The following is a 1,151-nucleotide window of genomic DNA, read 5'->3' as shown; positions in this document are numbered from 1 at the left end:
TCGTAATAGCACCGATCCATATTGTCCCTGCGAAAGTTTCAATTAAATCCATTAGTGTAACGGTGCGTAGAGACGGGTGTTGAAATAATAATTTCCAGCCTTCTAATAAAGCGGTGCTTTTAGAAGAGGAAGGCTCTGTTACTCGTTCAGTATGTATGGAACGTAATGAAAAGTGTAATGTAATACATCCAAAAATCATCAAAATGTTATTAATCATGAGTGTAGAAGTAGCGCCAATGAGAAGAACTATAATACTTGTAAATGAATAAGCTGTCGCTTGTGCAATTTGTGTTGAAAAGGAAAAGATACTATTTACTTTTACCAATTTTTCTTTTGGTGTTAGGCGTGGAAGGATGCTGTATAGTAATGGAGCACTCCAGCCACTACATAATGAAATGAAAAAAATGAAAGTTAATAGAGCTAAAATGTTTGTGGATAAGACCGGGAATAAAATCATTAATAATAGCAAAAGAGCTGTTTTCAGCCATTGCAGAGTATATAGCAACTTATAAGAGGGAAAACGATTCATTATAAGTGGTGCAGATACGTTAGCAATCAGATTTGTGATTACTTGTAATAATGGAAAAAGAGCGGTAATTGTAGCTGATTTAGTTGTGATATAGATGTGAGTTGTAATAATCATTACGTATACAATGTCAGCAAGGGTAATACATATTTTGGAGCCTAAATAGTAAACTAGTGAACAATTCCGCAATAAAAATACCACCTTTCAAATCAATAATACTTTTTAATTATAATTATTATAATCTGTGAGTTATGTTTTTGAAAGAATTAAATTTTTTGTCATTTTTTGAAAGGGATTTTCRTGTATAATGAAGAATATATTRATATAGYATTTTATTAATGCTTGTTGTAACAGCGAATAYRTATAATARCKTGTAGCAAAACGCCCCCCGTGTTAGATAGGGCGGATAAACCATTCTTTTCTTCATATACATATAGAAAATGAGAAAGAAAGTGAGGGTTGCATATGGCTGGATGGGTGATTTGGTTTATAATAGCTGGTATTTTATTTATCGCAGAAATGTTGTCGATTACGTTTTACATGCTTTGGCTTGGAATTGGGGCTGTTGTCGGAGGTCTTATTGCTTTGTTTGCTCCTGATGCACTGTTTTTACAATTGGTTGTCG

General features: G+C 33.2%; 2 protein-coding genes. One reads left to right on the top strand and one right to left on the bottom strand.

Annotation, left to right across the window (positions count from 1 at the left end):
- Positions 1–715, bottom strand: a 715-nt coding sequence (locus tag AC1DJR_RS30720; RefSeq protein ID WP_477004338.1) for an MFS transporter, incomplete at its 3' end; no start/stop codon positions are given.
- A gap of 276 nt (positions 716–991) precedes the next feature.
- Here AC1DJR_RS30720 and AC1DJR_RS30715 point away from each other — a divergent pair.
- Positions 992–1,151: NfeD family protein (locus AC1DJR_RS30715; protein WP_477004339.1), on the top strand; the 160-nt coding region annotated here is incomplete at its 3' end.

The organism is Bacillus sp. 05T31, assembly GCF_056396725.1.
This window is presented reverse-complemented; position numbering and strand designations above follow the sequence as displayed.